This window comes from Siminovitchia sp. FSL H7-0308, from assembly GCF_037980985.1.
In the GTDB taxonomy this organism is placed as follows: domain Bacteria; phylum Bacillota; class Bacilli; order Bacillales; family Bacillaceae_C; genus Siminovitchia; species Siminovitchia thermophila.
In genome coordinates this window covers 2,670,494-2,686,460 of sequence record NZ_CP150282.1, presented here as the reverse complement: position 1 = coordinate 2,686,460, position 15,967 = coordinate 2,670,494, and the positions used below count along the sequence as shown (strand labels likewise).

Genomic DNA, 15,967 nt, shown 5'->3' with positions numbered 1-15,967 from the left:
GAAGCACATGACACCGGAATTGAAAGAAAAAAAATCTTTTGAACAGGGATATTCTTCCATACCATTAATCCAAGTGAAGAATGTAAAGAAATATTTTACCGTAGGTAATAAAAAATTGAAGGCGGTTGACGGGTTATATTTGGATATATACCAGGGAGAAACGGTCGGCCTTGTTGGTGAAAGCGGCTGCGGGAAATCAACCGCGGGCAGAACGATCATCAGATTATACGAGCCGACTTCGGGTGCAGTTTTATTTAACGGAAAAAATATTTTTCAAAGCAATGATCGTGAAATGTCCCAAATGCGGCGGGAAATGCAAATGATTTTTCAGGATCCCTACGCATCGTTGAATCCGCGAATGACAGTTGAGGAAGTCATTGGAGAGCCATTTGCGATTCACGGTGTGTTGAGCGGAAAAAAGAGGCGTGAGCGGGTCAAAGAATTGCTGCGGCTTGTCGGGTTGGATGCCGATCATATTAGCCGTTTTCCCCATGAGTTCAGCGGCGGCCAACGCCAGCGGATCGGCATTGCGCGGGCGCTTGCCCTTGATCCGACATTCATTGTTTGTGATGAACCGATTTCGGCCCTGGACGTATCGATACAGGCTCAAGTTGTGAATCTTCTAAAAGACTTGCAACGAAAAATGGGTTTGACCTATTTATTTATTGCGCATGATTTATCAATGGTCAAATATATTTCCGATCGAATTCTCGTCATGTATCTGGGGAAAATGTTTGAGCTTGCGGATAGTGAAAAGCTGTATGAGGACCCATTGCATCCATATACAAAAGCTTTATTGTCATCGGTTCCGATCCCCGATCCCGAAGTGAAGCGGGAACGGATTATTTTAAAAGGCGATGTGCCAAGTCCCATAGATCCCCCGAGCGGATGTGTATTCCGAACGCGCTGTCCGGTTGCTATGGACGTGTGTGCCAAAGTTGATCCAGACTGGAAAGAAGTAAAACCGGGACATTTCACCGCATGTCATTTATATCAGTAACAGGGGGCCGCGAGCCCCTTTTTACATGTTGCGAAAAATGCATACATGTGGCTGGAAGTTTTACTGGAATAGCGAACATATTCATGTCCTTCTTTCCGGGGCAATCCTCGATTCTTATGGTCTAATCCTCAAACCATTCTTCGTTTACATGACTTTCAATGGAAAAATGTTTTTTTTTTCATTATTTTAATAGTTTACGATCAGATTGACTCAATCCTTTGTTTTATGGTAAAGTAATACCAATTTATGAAAATCCTTTAGTTCGATAGAGAGTTAAAGAATAATTGATTCGGGAAGTGAGTATTATGTTTTTGCCTGCAGGGAGCAGAGATGAAATGGGACCCGCCGTCAGCAATCGGTTTTCGGTAATGGAAAAGTTCCGGAAGGTCGTGACATTACGCGGATATGAAATGATTTCAACACCAGTTGTGGAGTATGCGTCCACTTTTACGAATGATTACGTCAATATGAAATTACAAAACATGTTAAAATGGTTCAACTCTGAAGGAGAAATTGAAGTGTTGCGTCCCGATTGGACGACGGCCATTGCAAGAGCTTTATCTTCCCGGGAAGCCACACCGCAAAAATGGGCTTATCAAGGTTCTATATTTAGGACGGACCGTCCTGGCATGGAATGCAACCAGGCCGGAATTGAAATACTTCATATGCCGCTATTGATGGGGGAAAGTGAGAGTCTGCTCATGGCCCATTCTTTCTTGAAGGAAATGGGCATGGAGGATTATGTAATTGAGCTGGGGCATGCAAATATATATGAAAGCCTCGTTTCAAATCTGCCATTTGCCAAAGATGATGCGGAAAAACTCCACCAAGCCATGCATGACAAGAAAAAGGATGAGGTATACCACATCGTACTCAATATCGGAGGAAAAAAAGCAGCGGCAGAACTCGCGGCGCTTGTTGATGCATATGGTGATATTGGTGTCATTGACGAATATGAGAAGCGCTGGAAAGATCAGGAGCACTTGCTTCAAATCCTTGAACAAATGAAAAAAGTAGCCCATATATTGAAAGCATCCGGAAGCGGGGACATTCTCGTCGATTTGGGAAGAGTTAAAAACCTCCCTTATTATTCCGGAATGATGTATCGGGGCTTTTTGAAAAAAAATGGTGGCGTTTGTTTTTCCGGAGGGCGCTACGACAAGCTTTATGACAGATATGGACGAAATGTATCTGCGGCGGGTTTGGCATTTGATCTGGATTTATTGGCCGAACAATATGAAGAAGAAAATACAAAACAGCGTATTTGCATCATTGCCAATATGGATACGATCGTTTATGCGGAAAAATTGAGAAAATCATATGAAAATTGCATTGTTGATGTGCAGTTGGACGCCGCAAATACCGGAAATTATGATAAAGTAGTGGAAATACAATTTAATGATGGAAAATATGAGGTGTTGGAAAAGTGAAACCGGTGATCGCTTTAACAAAGGGAAGGTTGGAAAAGCAATTTCTTGCCTTTCTGGAATCGCTCAATTATGATATTCAGCCTTTAAAAGAGAAAGGCAGAAAACTCCAAGTGGAAACTGAGCATTTTTATGCCGTATTTGCCAAAGGAGTTGATGTGGCTACTTATGTTGAACATGGGATAGCCGATATAGGGATTGTCGGTGAAGATATATTGTTAGAGTTTGAGCCTGATGTGTATGATTTGCTGCCGCTGCCTTTTGGAAAATGCCGTTTGGCTGTCGCGGGCGAACAGAAGGCGGAAAACAAGTTTGCAAAACAGCGTATCGCGACGAAATTTCCCAATATCACGACGAAATATTTTCGGGAAAGAGGAAAGTCGGTTGATATTGTAAAATTGGAAGGCTCTGTTGAACTGGCTCCATTATTGGGGTTGGCAGACGATATTGTTGATATTGTCGAAACGGGAAATACTTTAAGGGAGAACGGGCTTGTTGTAAAGGAAGAAATGCTTTCGATCAGTGCCCGGTGTATCGCCAACCGAAACTCCTTGAAGTTGAAAAAAGCCATCTTGGCCCCCCTTATTGATTCCTTCCGGATTGAGGAGGTCGCCATATGATACGCCAATATTCCCAAAAGGAATTTAAGGAAGCTTTTATTGCCGCGAAAACAAAAAAGCAGCCATTTGACAGTGACGTATTACAGACGGTGAAACACATATTGGATGATATTCGGAATCGCGGTGATGAAGCTGTAAAGGAATATACGAAGAAATTTGACGGTTTGGCCGCCGCTTCTTTGCTAGTTTCCAAGAAAGAGCGGGAGAACGCCTGGAATGACGTAGCGCCGGAAGTGATCACCGCTCTTAAAAAAGCGGCGGACAATATTCGAAGCTTTCACTCAAAACAACTTCAAACATCACGTGTGATGGAAATGACGGATGACATTGTTTCCGGCCAGCTTTTCCGGCCGCTCGAACGAGTTGGCATTTATGTTCCGGGAGGGAAGGCTTCCTACCCTTCAACGGTTCTCATGAATGCTATACCAGCAAAGCTTGCCGGCGTCAAGAAGATTGTCATGACAACCCCGGCAAGAGACGGCAAAAATATTCCGCCTGTTCTGTCAGTTGCCGCAGACATTGCCGGTGTGGACACTATTTATAAAATTGGCGGAAGCCAAGCGATCGGCGCACTTGCATACGGGACAGAACAAATTGAAGCCGTTGATAAAATTGTCGGCCCCGGGAACGCATATGTGGCCGCGGCAAAATCACTCGTTTTTGGTGATGTCGGAATCGACATGATTGCGGGGCCTTCGGAAGTGGCGATTATCGTGGATGAATCGGCCCATCCCCCGTATGTGGCTGCAGATTTGATCGCGCAAGCCGAACATGATGAAAAGGCGCGCTCTTTTCTTTTCTGCACGTCCAAAGCCCTCCTTGCCAAAACGCTGGAAGAAGTAAAACGGCAATGTGAAGAGCTTCCACGTAAAGACATTGCGGAAATCTCGCTTGCCAACGAAGGTGCTGCCGTTTTGGTAGACACAATTGATGAAGCATTCTCCCTAGTGAACGCTCTTGCTCCTGAACATTTGGAAATTCAGACAAAGAATGCACTTCATCATTTGAGTAAAGTGAAAAATGCCGGTTCTGTTTTTATCGGCCATCATACACCGGAAGCTGTCGGCGACTATTTTGCCGGGCCGAACCATGTATTGCCGACGGTTGGGACAGCCCGTTTTTCTTCGGGATTGTCAGTCGATGATTTTATCAAGAAAACAACTTATGTTTATTATTCAGAAAACGCATTGCGGCAGGCCGCTCCTTATGTGGAAACTCTTGCGCAGGAAGAGGAGCTTGACGGCCATGCACGCGCGGTGAAAGTGAGGCTGGAACAGTGAGAAAGACGCTTTCGGGCATAAGCCCTTATAAAGTGAAACCAGAGCCTGGCGACATGATCAGGCTGGACAACAATGAAGCATATACGAGTCTATTATCATACGTAGATTTTTCCGAGCTGGAAAAAACGCTGATTCACCGCTATCCGGCAGAAAGTACGGAAGCGCTCATCGAGGCGTACAGCAAATTTTCCGGTTTTCCCCAAAACAATTTATTGGCAGGGAACGGATCGGACGAATGCATTACACTTATATGCCAATATGCTCTTGATCCGAAAGATACGGTCATAGTATTGGAACCAGACTTTTCAATGTATGAAAAAAATGCCCGAATTATGGGGGCGAACGTTGAGAAAGTTGCTTTACAAGATGATTTTGCTCTGCCGCTTGAAATCGTTTTGCAAAAGATTGAGCATTTAAAGCCAAAACTCTTCTTGTTATCAAATCCAAACAATCCGACTGGCAGACTATATGAACAGACAGAAATAGAGCAAATCATGATGGCATTGGAGACAAATGGCGGGGGCATTCTTGTGTTGGATGAAGCCTACATAGACTTTGCCGGTGAATCTCCTTTCGTGTCAAAATTGCTTGATTATGACAATCTTATTATTTTACGAACAGCTTCCAAAGCGCTTGGCATGGCGGCGCTCAGACTCGGATTTTTGGCGGCAAATGATCGTCTGATTGAAGGGATCGGCTCTATAAAGCCACCTTATAATGTGAATACCGTCTCCGCTCAAATCGGGACGCAGCTGTTAAAAAAACCGGAGCTTCTTGATCAGTTTTTGATCATGCAACTGGCGCAAATTGCTGAATTGGAAGACATTATGAAGGAATTTGCGGCAAGCAGGAAAGATGCCAAATTATATCCTTCAAACACCAATTTCTTTTTCATGACATTAAGCGGGGCGAAAAGCCTGACAGACTTTTTATATGAAAAAAAGATAAAAATACGTTATTTCGGTAGTGAGCCGGAAGCAGTCCGGATATCGGCCGGCACGAAGGAAGAACATGAGAAATTACGGTCAGCCTTGAAAGAATGGAGTGAGTCGTATGCGCCAAGCATCCAGTAAACGGGAGACGGCCGAAACGAAAATCGACTTGGCTGTCCGGCTTGATGATGCGTCGGAAATCAGTATTAAGACGGGAGTCGGATTTTTTGACCATATGCTTCATGCGTTTGCACGTCATGGCCGGATTGGGCTAACGTTGAATGTCGAAGGCGATCTGCATATCGACAGTCATCATACTGTTGAGGATACAGGCATTGTTCTTGGAAAAGCAGTCCGGGAAGCGCTGGGGGACAAACGCGGCATCGTTCGCTTTGGAACATCGTACGTACCGATGGATGATGCGCTTGCCTTTGTGTCACTGGACATAAGCGGCCGTCCATTCTTACATTTTGAGGGTGAATTCCATTTAACCTCCCTCGGGAATTTTGATACTGAGCTTGTACGGGAGTTTTTCCAGGCATTTGCATTTAACGCAGGGATTACTCTCCATGCGAGGGTACTATACGGAGAAAATACACATCACAAAATTGAAGCTCTTTTTAAGGCGCTGGGACGGGCGCTGGCGGAAGCGGTGAAAATAGATCCTTCGTTGGAAGGTGTTTTGTCAACAAAAGGCTTGCTTGAGTAAGGAGCCTTTTTAAAATCATTGAGCAAACAATGCGGGAGGGGCAAATGAAGATTTTACCAGCAATGGATTTAATTGATGGAAAGTGTGTCAGGCTGTATCAGGGGGATTTTAATAAGACAACGCAAGTAGGAAGCGACCCCGCTTCACAATTACAAACGTTTATGAATGATGGGGCGGAAATCATTCATATTGTTGATTTAGACGGCGCCCGTTCAGGAAAGCCTGAGCAATTTGAATTGATCTCAGAATTATGCGCCAAGTCGACTGTGCCGATTCAGGTTGGTGGTGGTATTCGGAACCTTGAAACAGTCGAGGCATATGTCAACTCAGGGGTGGACAGAATCGTTATTGGAACGGCTGCCATTCAAGATAGGGAATTTCTACAAGCTGCTTTGGAAAAACATAGAAAACATATCGTAATCGGCATTGATGCCCGAAATGAAAAAGTGGCGGTTTCGGGCTGGGAGCAGGAAACCGAAATGGATTATATTGAATTTGCGAAGCAAATGGAGCAGCTGGGCGTCCAAACAATTGTCTTTACGGACATTTCAAAAGACGGCACGATGCAAGGGCCCAACCTGGAGCAACTGAAGAAAATCAATGATGCGGTGAGCTGTAAAATTGTCGCATCAGGCGGTATTCGCAATCAAGAAGATTTAGATGCAGTTGCCGCGCTGGGGATTGAAGAAGCCATCGTGGGAAAAGCCATGTATGAGGGAACAGTCAAATTAAGGAGGTCATAAAAGTTGAAAAAAATTATTCCTTGCTTGGATGTAAAAGATGGAAAAGTAGTGAAAGGAATTCATTTTGAGGGAATGCGTGAAATGGGCGACCCAGTAGAAATGGCCTCCGACTATTCAAATAATGGCGCTGATGAACTTGTTTTTCTTGACATTTCAGCTACTACCGAAGGGCGCAAAACGATGGTGGATGTCGTCAAAAAAGTGGCGAAAAAAGTATCGATCCCCTTTACAGTTGGCGGGGGAATCAAGACAGCCGACGATATCGGAAGGATTTTAGAAGCCGGGGCGGACAAAGTCGGGATCAATACAGCTGCCGTAGATCGGCCGGAACTTATTAAAGAAGCGGCGGAAAAATTTGGTTCGGCCACTATTGTCGCAGCAGTTGATGCCAAGCAAATGTCGGATGGGACATGGCATGTGATGACACATGGCGGTATGAAAGATTCCGGCCTTGACGCGGTACAATGGGCGAAAATGCTTGAAGAACTTGGCGCCGGCGAAATTTTGCTGACAAGTGTTGACCGTGATGGTGTTAAGGACGGTTACGACTTGGAATTAACGAAAGCGATTGTCGATGCTGTTGATATACCTGTAATTGCTTCAGGTGGATGTGGCAGTGCGGAGGATATCGTAGAGGTATTTGAAAAAACGAATGTGGCCGCAGCATTGGCGGCATCTATTTTCCATCAAAACGAAGTGGGCATTCCCGAAGTGAAAACGTTATGCCGCGAGCGGGGAGTTGACGTTAGTGGAGCCTGATTTTTCAAAAGGACTGCTTCCGGCGGTGATTGTGGATGACGTGAGCAAAGAGGTGCTGATGCTCGGTTATATGGATGAAACAGCCTACCGGAAAACTTTGGAGACAAAAGAAACGTGGTTTTATTCAAGGTCGCGCCAAGAATATTGGAACAAAGGGGCCACATCCGGAAACAAGCAAATCGTTAAATCGGTACATTTGGACTGCGACAACGACTCTTTGCTCATTTATGTGGAGCCGCTTGGTCCCGCGTGTCATACGGGAGAACAGTCATGTTTTTATAATACTATTGTTGGTGAAAAAAAGGCCGACTCATCGATTTTTGCTTCATTGATGGCGGAAATCAATGAACGCCAGACGAACCCGGTTGAAGGTTCCTATACAACGTACTTATTTCAAAAGGGAATCGATAAAATTTCCAAAAAGCTGATTGAAGAAGCGGGAGAAATTGTGATTGCTGCGAAAAACAAAGATAAAAATGAGGTTATCAGCGAATGTGGAGACCTGCTCTACCACAGTCTCGTGTTATTGGCAGAGCAAGGGGTTTCCCTTGAAGAAGTATACGCGGAATTGGAAAAACGTTCATCCAAAAAAGGAAATGCGAAGCCGGAACGCCCGGAAATTGAAAACTGGTAAAAAAGAGACTGGACATAAGCAAATACGAACCGAACAATTCATTTAAAATTGTTCGGTTTATTTGTATTAAAAAAATCCCTATCATCGCTACGTCAACATATTTCGTTTTCCGCAGGTCTCTTCAGCTTCCTCGGAAAGCAAAGGTCGCTTTCCTGCGGGATCGGGGGATCTTCAGATCGAGCTATTCCCGCAGGAGTCCACATATGTTGACTACGCTAAAAGCTTGCGTATTATACACTAGCTAAATTTTTCCCGCATGTAAGATGCCATATACACCATTTGAAAACCTTGAGTGAATACAAAAGGTCTAAGTAGGGGAAAACGGCACCTAAATGCCCATTCGTTCAACGAACATTCAGTAGGAGATGGAAGAAAACGCCTACTGAATGAAGTTTCACTTTATTGTTCTTTTTTTCATCAGCTGATTTAGTTGTGTCCCAACCTCCTTGTCATTTTGCCTTTATCGTATTGTGGTTATTTGGCTTTCTTTCGCATGAACTGGCATTACCCCCATTTCAAAAACATTGGGGGCAACTGCGGAAGTGACCGTCACGAACAAGCGGCGGACAAAAGCTTTCCGCTGGCCGCTATTTCGTTTTATCTCATTGTGGAGTGCTTCAGTTTGTATGTGACTAAACAGGCGCTGCACTTTTCTTACGGCTTCATGACAACCTTGATGCAGCCTTCCTCGCGTTCGTTAAACATTTCATAGCCTCGGGCCGCTTCTTCTAATGGAATTCGGTGGGTGATAATATCAGTCGGATCAATCTCGTTGGAAACGATTTGTTCATAAAGTTCCTGCATGAAATGAGGGGCAGGGGCCTGGCCCATTTTTAGTGATATGTTTCGGGCGAAAAGATCGCCGAGCGGAAACATGTTATAGTTTAATCCATATACACCTGTCAGCTGGATGGTGCCGAACTTTCGAACGGCCTTTGTTGCTATTTGAATGGCGCTTAACGTTCCGCCTTGGATCATCAGCTTTTGTCCGACTTTTTCTAGCGGGGATTTTTTTCCGTCCATCCCGACACAGTCAATGACAACGTCCGCGCCTCCGCTCGTTAACTCTTTTAATTCCAACCCCATATCATCATGCTTTGTAAAATCAAAGACTTCGACATTGTTTATTTTTTGAGCATGATCTAAACGGTATGGAATATAGTCCACACCGATAACCCGCTTGGCCCCGGCCTTCCATGCAAATTTTTGCGTCATCAGGCCAATGGGGCCACAGCCGAGAACAACAACGGTATCTCCCGGCTTTACCCCCGCATTTTTCACACTCCAATAAGATGTGGGCAGGACATCGGATAAAAACAATAAGGCCTCGTCTTCCAGTTCACACGTCTCCGGTATGGCAAACGGAAGGAAATTTCCAAAAGGGACTCTCAAAAGCTCGGCCTGGCCTCCCGGATAATCACCAAACCATTCGGAGTATCCAAAATATCCCCCGGTATCTTCAACTTCATTGGCATGGTCACATTGACTTTCCATGTCATTTTTACAATAAAAGCAAGTTCCGCACGCAACGGTAAAAGGGATGACGACCCGGTCTCCCTTTTTGACTTTCGTAACGTCCGGGCCTGTTTCTTCCACGATTCCCATCGGTTCATGCCCAATGATATAGCCTTCGCGAAGTTTGATGTTTCCGAGGTATAAATGAAGATCCGATCCGCAAATCGCAGTAGAGGTAATACGGATGATGATGTCATCTTTCTTCTCGATCACGGGGTCAGGGACATTTTTTACTTCCACCTTTTGGGGACCTTGGTATGTCACGGCTTTCATTTGTTCGTCCTCCTTTTCATATTTACTAATGATAGGATGTCCTTTTCCCATAAAAAAAACCGGCAGTTCCGCCGGTTTTAGTGAATATGCTTTTTCTTGAACCTGCCGCCTTTGACCTCGGATATATTTCCAAAAGCAATGAAAGCATTGGGGTCAAAGTCATTTACGATCGTCTTTAACTTGGATTCTTCCAGGCGGGTAACGACACAAAAAATGACTCTTTTTTTGTCCCCTGTAAAAGCGCCTTCGCCTTTCAAATACGTCACACCCCGGCCAAGCCTGGCAATGATGGCATCTCCGATATGTTCCGCTTCCTCGCTAATAATCCAGACCGATTTAGATTGATTTAAGCCTTCGACGACTAAATCAATCGCTTTATAGGCGATGAAATAAGTGATGATCGAATACATCGCCCGTTCCCAGCTAAAGATAAATCCGGCGGCGGTAAAAATAAAAAAGTTAAAAAACATAATGATTTCGCCAACTGAAAAAGGCAGTTTATTACTTAAAAGGATGGAGAGAACCTCTGTCCCGTCAAGTGAACCGCCGGCTCTGATCACCATGCCGACACCGACTCCCAAAATGATCCCGCCAAAAACCGTATCCAGCAATAAATCATCTGTCACGATATAGACATTATGAAGGAGAATAGAGGTGATGGATAAAATAAAAATACCATACAATGTGGTCAGCGCGAAGGTTTTTCCCATCTGTTTATACCCAATATAAATAAAAGGCAGGTTTAATAGAAAGATGATAAATCCAACTCTCCAACCGGTGAGATATCCGACAATGATGGAAATGCCGGTAATGCCTCCGTCCAAAATGTTGTTCGGTATTAAGAAAAACTCTAAAGCGACAGCCATCAGAACAGCCCCTAAAGTGACAAAAACGAATCGCCAGAAAAGAGCCTTTTTCGTCAACTTTCTGTGCTGCGCCTGGGAAGGTAATGTTTTGTCTTTCTGTCTCATTGGATAATTCCTCTCTTTAATGGCTTATTTATATTATAAACTTTCCAGACGCTATTGAAAAAGTCCCAAAATATGAACTCGAAAAAATGAATTGTTCCGATAATAAAATTTCAGAACTATGACATTTTTCCTATTTTTTAAAAAGTGTGTTTATAGCCTCTGGAACGGGGTAATTCGTACCTAATAGGGAAAGGGGTTGTTTGAATTAAGATGGATGAATTTCTTGCGAAAGTAGAGGCTTTTTCCAATTGGTTATGGGGTTTGCCCATTATTTTGTTGCTTCTTGTCACGGGTATATATTTAACTGTTCTGCTCGGTTTTTTTCAATTTCGCTATCCTATTTATATCATAAAACAAACATTAGGAAGCGTTTTCAAAAGGCCGAAAGGGAAGGGGACACTTACTCCTTTTCAGGCTCTGACCTCCGAGTTGTCCTGTACGATTGGCGCCGCAAATATTGTGGGGGTACCGGCTGCCATTATGTTTGGAGGGCCTGGTTCCATTTTTTGGATGTGGGTCATCGCGTTAATCGGCATGTCTATTAAGTTTTCTGAAAGTGTTCTCGCTGTACGTTACCGGGAGAAAAACGAAACGGGAGAATACGTAGGCGGACCAATGTATTACATGACAAAAGGGCTTAACATGAAATGGCTTGGCATCTGGTTTTCTTTCGCCCTCATGCTTGAACTTGTCCCCAGCATGATGGTGCAAGGAAATTCAATTGCCTCTACCATTTATGAAACAACCCAAATCTCTCCTTTATATACAGGTATTGGCGCCGCCGCTTTGATTTCCATCATTGTATTTGGCGGTATTAAAAGAATCGGCCGCGTCACCGAATTTGTAGTGCCATTTATGGCTATATTTTATGTGGCATCAGCTCTCATCATTGTTGCCATGAATATCGGAGAGTTTCCCTCCATAATTAAATTGATCGTCACTTCTGCTTTTCAGCCAATGTCGGCAATCGGGGGATTTGCCGGGGCCGCCATTGCGGAAACAATCCGCTGGGGATTTGCCCGCGGTCTATATTCTAATGAAGCAGGACTCGGAACAACACCAATTGCGCACGCCACAGCGACAACTGACCATCCGGTAAGACAGGGATTTTGGTCTATCATCGGAATCGTGGTGGACACGCTCATCATTTGTACCGCAACAGCGTTTGTTGTCCTATCCTCAGATGCCTGGACACGAGAAGCAGCCAGTGAAAACCCCTCCGGCTTGACAGCGGTCGCATTTGGAGAGTATTTTGGCGGGATTGGAAGTGCCGTCGTGGCGATTTCCCTCGTGTTCTTTGTGCTTTCTACGATGCTTGTTCTGATTTATTACGGAGTAAAGCAGGCTGAGTTTTTATTTGGATTAACGGCAGGAAGAGGAATGCAAGTAGTATATGTCGCGTGCATTATTCTTGGCGCTATTGGCGCCGCCGAAGTGCTGTGGAGCTTTCTTGATATCGCCCTTGCGGCAATACTGATTCCAAATGTCATAGCGATCCTTTTGCTCCGTAAACAAGTGAAGGAGCTAAAAGATGAGTTTTTCACTTCGGAAAAATATTATTTAAAGGATTTGGAAGAGGAAAAAGCAAATGTGAGTTAGGTGACGGTCGTGGTCGTAAAGCTCCCACTCCTAAAATAAATTTGGCCTGACGCTTGATGGACGGACGAGTTGCGCATTTTCCCGCAAATTGAAAAAGCGATGATGGAAGAGGCAGGGGGAGGGACGCACGGCAAGGACCTTTTTAGTAAAACGGTGAGCTGCCCATTGGAAAAGCAACTTCCATGAGAAAAATATATTGCTCATACTCATGATTAAGATAAGTGCAATTTACACAGATTCAGGGACCGATTATTAATATCATATTGCATGACGTCCAAGGCCGAAAACTTGACTGAGTGATCTCTCTCCTTTTTCAAGGACAATCGAACGGGTTTTGAGCCATTCGTGCTTACGGGCAAAATTCCACCGTCCAGCTGTCCGCTATTATTGTGCGGACGTGTCCGTCCAGCTGCCCGTTTGTCGCTTATTTCTGCTGTTTTGGCTTGTGGAGATCGAACAAATGAAAATCATGTGGAGGAAAAAGTTCTTCTTCCACATGATTTCATTAGGTTTTTTATTATTTTTTGCGTTCAGAAGCCGAGCACGAAGTATTAGAGCCATAAGGCGTCAGCGCCATTTCCTTTATTTACTGGGTGGTAAGATGTTCTTTCAATTGTTCCTGCAGTTGGCGTTTTAAAAACTTTCCAACGGATGTTTTGGGTATTTCCTTGAGAAAGATCACATCATCAGGAAGCCACCAGCTGACAAATTGCGGTTTCAAAAAGGCGATGATTTCCTCTTTTGTCAAGCTTTTTCCTTCTTTAAGAACGACGCACGCAACAGGGCGTTCCTGCCATTTTGGATGGGGAACCGAAACAACTGCCGCTTCAAAAACAGCTTCATGGGCCATGAGCGCATTTTCCAGTTCGACAGAAGAGATCCATTCACCGCCACTTTTGATTAGATCCTTTGTCCGGTCGATAATATGGATAAAGCCTTCCTCATCAATTGTTACCACATCTCCGGTATGAAGCCAGCCGTCTTGGAAGGCGTCTTCCGTCCGCTCGTCTTTGTAATACTCATTGGCGATCCAGGGGCCACGAATGAGAAGCTCTCCCATTTCCTTTCCATCAGGCTTCACTTCGCCATTTTCGTTGATTACTTTGATTTCAAGACCGGGAGCAACGATCCCTTGTTTAGCCTTGATCGCCAGCTTCTCTTCTTCTGGAAGATCACGCTGATAACTTTTGAGGCGCGACAGCGTAGCCAGGGGTGTCGTTTCCGTCATGCCGTATGCGTGAATAAAAGGTATGCCGAACTTTGATTCAAACGCATGAATCACGCTTTTAGGCGCGGCAGCTCCTCCGCAAAGGACATACCTTAAGCTGGACGTGTCGTATTCTCCGTTTTCAAGTTCATGTAACAGTCCGATCCAAATGGTCGGCACACCGGCTGCAATCGTTATCTTATGAGTTTCAATGAGTTCGGCAAGAAGCTTGGGTGTCACCATGGGACCGGGAAGGACTTGCGTAGTTCCAAGCCAGGTGGCCACAAACGGCAATCCCCAGGCATTTACGTGAAACATTGGGACAACAGGCATTGCTATATCTGATTCGGAAATGCCCGCGGTATCGGCCATACTTAATGCCATGCTGTGCAGAACGATACCTCTGTGGGAATAAACAACGCCTTTCGGTTTTCCTGTTGTTGCAGAAGTAAAACACATGCCCGCAGGGTCGTTTTCCTCGATATCAGATGTGAACTCATAAGATTCATCGCCATCACCGACCAGCTTTTCATAAGAATATAATGATTCTAAACTGGACTCTATGGATGCATTTTCATCAGCCATGACAATAAAAGCTTGCACCGTGGGGATCTGTTCTCGAATTTTTTCAATAATGGGCAAAAGGTCAGGGTCGATCAGCAATATTTTGTTCTCAGCATGATTGATAATATATATTAAATGCTCTACTGACAAACGGATGTTAATGGTGTGCAACACTGCGCCCATGCATGGGATGGCAAAATACGCTTCCAAATGGCGGTGGTGGTTCCAGGCGAATGTCCCGACACGATCTCCTTTTTTTACGCCCAACTTTTCCAATGCGCTTGCTAAAGCCCGAGTACGGCGGCCGATTTTCCCGTAATTGAGACGATGCAATCCGCCATGGGTCCTAGAAATGACCTCTTTTTTGGAAAAATATTTTTCAGCACGCTCTATCAGCGCAGTGAGGGTTAATGGGATGTCCATCATAGGGAACTCTCCTTTACTCTGCTTTATTTTATCCCGCATGTAAGGTGCCATATATACACCACATCAAGACCTGAGTGAATACAAAAGGTCTAAATGGGAGAGAACGGCACCTAAATGCCCGATTGGTTCAACTAACATTCAGTAGGAGAAACGCCTACTGAATGAAGTTTCACTTTATATGGCTAACTACTTGGTTATTATGTTCACCGTGTTTGGGAGCCGGATATCTGAATGTTGCGGGCGTATCTGATAGTTTGATCGGATTATCAATATATGTTATTTCACCTGCCATTTGCTGAAAAATGGTTCGCAGGATGCCTCTTGCGACAACTTGCGGATCTCTTGTCATTTCTTTAAAAGTTAAAACAGGAGAGACGCATGCTTCCACTTCAGAAAACGCTTTTATCCATTCGGAAAGAGTTTTTTGCAATATAATCTGTTGAATCTCATATTTCAGCCGGTGCTGTTCATGTAAAGACGCTTCCAATAAAGGAATAAAATCAGGCTGTTCAATTGTATGGCAAAAAGCTTTCCAAAACTTCGGCTCAATGGCCCCGACTGATAAAAACCTTCCGTCCTTTGTTTCATAAACGGAGTAGCATGCCCGTCCGCCGGTCAGCATTTCTTCACCGCGTTTTGGGACAGTGCCGCCTGCCAAAAAATTTGGAAGCGATGTTTGCAGCCAGGAAATCACTCCATCGAGCATGGATATATCAATCAATTGTCCTTTTCCTGACCGGTTTCTTTCCAGTAGTGCGAGCAAAATACCGACAGCAGCCGGAAAAGCCCCGCCCCCAATATCGGCAATTTGGACAGCGGGAACGATCGGGATGCCATCCTTTGCTCCCATAATATCCAAAAGCCCGGCATAGCTAAGATAATTGATGTCATGGCCGGGGCGGTTTGCATAAGGACCAGTTTGTCCATACCCTGTTATGGAGCAAAAGATTAAACCGGGATTCAGCTCTTTTAACGTTTGATAGTCAAGTCCAAGCCGTTTCATGACATTTGGCCGAAAAGATTCAACAAGGACATCCGCTTGTTTAACCAGTTGCGTAAAGGTTTTTTTATCGCTTTCATCTTTCAAATTCAGACAAATACTCTTTTTGTTACGATTCAGTGATTGAAACAGGGCACTGCTTCCATTCGTTTTCGGTTCGAAATGTCTTGCATAATCGCCAAGCTGGGGATCTTCTACTTTTATGACCTCCGCCCCAAAGTCAGCCAGAATCATCGTGCAATAAGGTCCCGGCAGGAGGCGGGTTAAATCCAAGACCATAATAGATGTTAACGGCAAAAAGGCTCCTC

The 15,967-nt window shown here is 44.6% G+C and carries 14 protein-coding genes; 10 read left to right on the top strand and 4 right to left on the bottom strand.

Annotated features, from left to right (window positions below; genetic code table 11):
* Positions 1 to 7: 7 nt before the first annotated feature.
* From MHB50_RS12885 to hisIE, 9 genes are all read left to right on the top strand, one after another.
* On the top strand, positions 8 to 1,000 hold the full coding sequence (locus tag MHB50_RS12885; protein ID WP_077109865.1) for an oligopeptide/dipeptide ABC transporter ATP-binding protein: 993 nt from the start codon (positions 8 to 10) through the stop codon (positions 998 to 1,000).
* Between the two features lie 305 nt (positions 1,001 to 1,305).
* Complete coding sequence (locus tag MHB50_RS12880; RefSeq protein ID WP_077109866.1) at positions 1,306 to 2,430, top strand: ATP phosphoribosyltransferase regulatory subunit; 1,125 nt, start codon at positions 1,306 to 1,308, stop codon at positions 2,428 to 2,430.
* Positions 2,427 to 3,047 (top strand): ATP phosphoribosyltransferase, encoded by a 621-nt coding sequence (gene hisG, locus MHB50_RS12875; protein ID WP_077109867.1) that lies wholly within the window; start codon positions 2,427 to 2,429, stop codon positions 3,045 to 3,047. The genes MHB50_RS12880 and hisG overlap by 4 nt, the downstream gene beginning before the upstream one ends.
* On the top strand, positions 3,044 to 4,327 hold the full coding sequence (hisD, locus tag MHB50_RS12870) for a histidinol dehydrogenase (protein WP_077109868.1): 1,284 nt from the start codon (positions 3,044 to 3,046) through the stop codon (positions 4,325 to 4,327). The genes hisG and hisD overlap by 4 nt, the downstream gene beginning before the upstream one ends.
* Complete coding sequence (locus MHB50_RS12865; RefSeq protein WP_077109869.1) at positions 4,324 to 5,400, top strand: histidinol-phosphate transaminase; 1,077 nt, start codon at positions 4,324 to 4,326, stop codon at positions 5,398 to 5,400. The genes hisD and MHB50_RS12865 overlap by 4 nt, the downstream gene beginning before the upstream one ends.
* Entirely contained in the window at positions 5,381 to 5,968 is a 588-nt protein-coding gene (hisB, locus tag MHB50_RS12860) for an imidazoleglycerol-phosphate dehydratase HisB (RefSeq protein ID WP_077109870.1), read from the top strand. The genes MHB50_RS12865 and hisB overlap by 20 nt, the downstream gene beginning before the upstream one ends.
* 44 nt (positions 5,969 to 6,012) lie before the next feature.
* Positions 6,013 to 6,711, top strand: a complete 699-nt coding sequence (hisA, locus tag MHB50_RS12855; RefSeq protein WP_077109871.1) for a 1-(5-phosphoribosyl)-5-[(5-phosphoribosylamino)methylideneamino]imidazole-4-carboxamide isomerase — start codon at positions 6,013 to 6,015, stop codon at positions 6,709 to 6,711.
* A 3-nt stretch (positions 6,712 to 6,714) separates the two neighbouring features.
* The gene (hisF, locus tag MHB50_RS12850; protein WP_077109872.1) at positions 6,715 to 7,470 is read left to right on the top strand and encodes an imidazole glycerol phosphate synthase subunit HisF; all 756 of its coding nucleotides are present in this window, start codon (positions 6,715 to 6,717) and stop codon (positions 7,468 to 7,470) included.
* On the top strand, positions 7,460 to 8,104 hold the full coding sequence (gene hisIE / locus MHB50_RS12845) for a bifunctional phosphoribosyl-AMP cyclohydrolase/phosphoribosyl-ATP diphosphatase HisIE (protein ID WP_077109873.1): 645 nt from the start codon (positions 7,460 to 7,462) through the stop codon (positions 8,102 to 8,104). Before hisF ends, hisIE begins: the two co-directional genes overlap by 11 nt.
* Positions 8,105 to 8,758: 654 nt before the next feature.
* Here hisIE and MHB50_RS12840 read toward each other — a convergent pair.
* The gene (locus MHB50_RS12840) at positions 8,759 to 9,892 is read right to left on the bottom strand and encodes a zinc-dependent alcohol dehydrogenase (RefSeq protein WP_077109874.1); all 1,134 of its coding nucleotides are present in this window, start codon (positions 9,890 to 9,892) and stop codon (positions 8,759 to 8,761) included.
* A 77-nt stretch (positions 9,893 to 9,969) separates the two neighbouring features.
* Positions 9,970 to 10,863, bottom strand: coding sequence for a YitT family protein (locus MHB50_RS12835; protein ID WP_171973799.1), 894 nt, complete (start codon positions 10,861 to 10,863; stop codon positions 9,970 to 9,972).
* Positions 10,864 to 11,073: 210 nt separating this feature from the next.
* Between MHB50_RS12835 and MHB50_RS12830 the strand changes: the two genes are divergently transcribed.
* Positions 11,074 to 12,462 (top strand): sodium:alanine symporter family protein, encoded by a 1,389-nt coding sequence (locus MHB50_RS12830; protein ID WP_077109876.1) that lies wholly within the window; start codon positions 11,074 to 11,076, stop codon positions 12,460 to 12,462.
* A 586-nt stretch (positions 12,463 to 13,048) separates the two neighbouring features.
* On the opposite strand, the gene MHB50_RS12825 is transcribed toward MHB50_RS12830, so the two are convergent.
* Positions 13,049 to 14,659, bottom strand: a complete 1,611-nt coding sequence (locus MHB50_RS12825; protein ID WP_339164028.1) for a long-chain fatty acid--CoA ligase — start codon at positions 14,657 to 14,659, stop codon at positions 13,049 to 13,051.
* Positions 14,660 to 14,828: 169 nt separating this feature from the next.
* Positions 14,829 to 15,956: a CaiB/BaiF CoA-transferase family protein gene (locus MHB50_RS12820; protein ID WP_339164025.1), complete on the bottom strand. Its 1,128-nt coding sequence runs from the start codon at positions 15,954 to 15,956 to the stop codon at positions 14,829 to 14,831.
* Positions 15,957 to 15,967 lie beyond the last annotated feature (11 nt).